Genomic DNA, 270 nt, shown 5'->3' with positions numbered 1-270 from the left:
GCATTCCAGCTGAACCCTAATATGCGCGAAGAGACACCAAGATTTTGGGCATAGCTAGCTAACAGTGAACGCATTGCCGAGGGGTGGGGGTTATAACCACCATCCATAATGTCAGCACCGACAATTGATAACGAATGTGCCTCACTGAGAATTTTTTTAAATGCGAAAGCATCACGAACATACGGCACTAGCCAACCATAAACTAGCCCAGTTAAGTTAATAACCTTGACATTTTTCTGGTACTTTTCTGGTAGATTAATAGCATTACCG

General features: G+C 43.0%; 1 protein-coding gene. It reads right to left on the bottom strand.

Going from position 1 to position 270, the window contains the following annotated elements; translation table 11 throughout:
• The coding region (locus Q4528_RS13975) for a hypothetical protein (RefSeq protein ID WP_303522195.1) at window positions 1-270 on the bottom strand (270 nt) is incomplete at both ends.

It is taken from the genome of Staphylococcus pasteuri (genome assembly GCF_030547725.1).
In the GTDB taxonomy this organism is placed as follows: Bacteria; Bacillota; Bacilli; order Staphylococcales; family Staphylococcaceae; genus Staphylococcus; species Staphylococcus pasteuri.
This window is presented reverse-complemented; position numbering and strand designations above follow the sequence as displayed.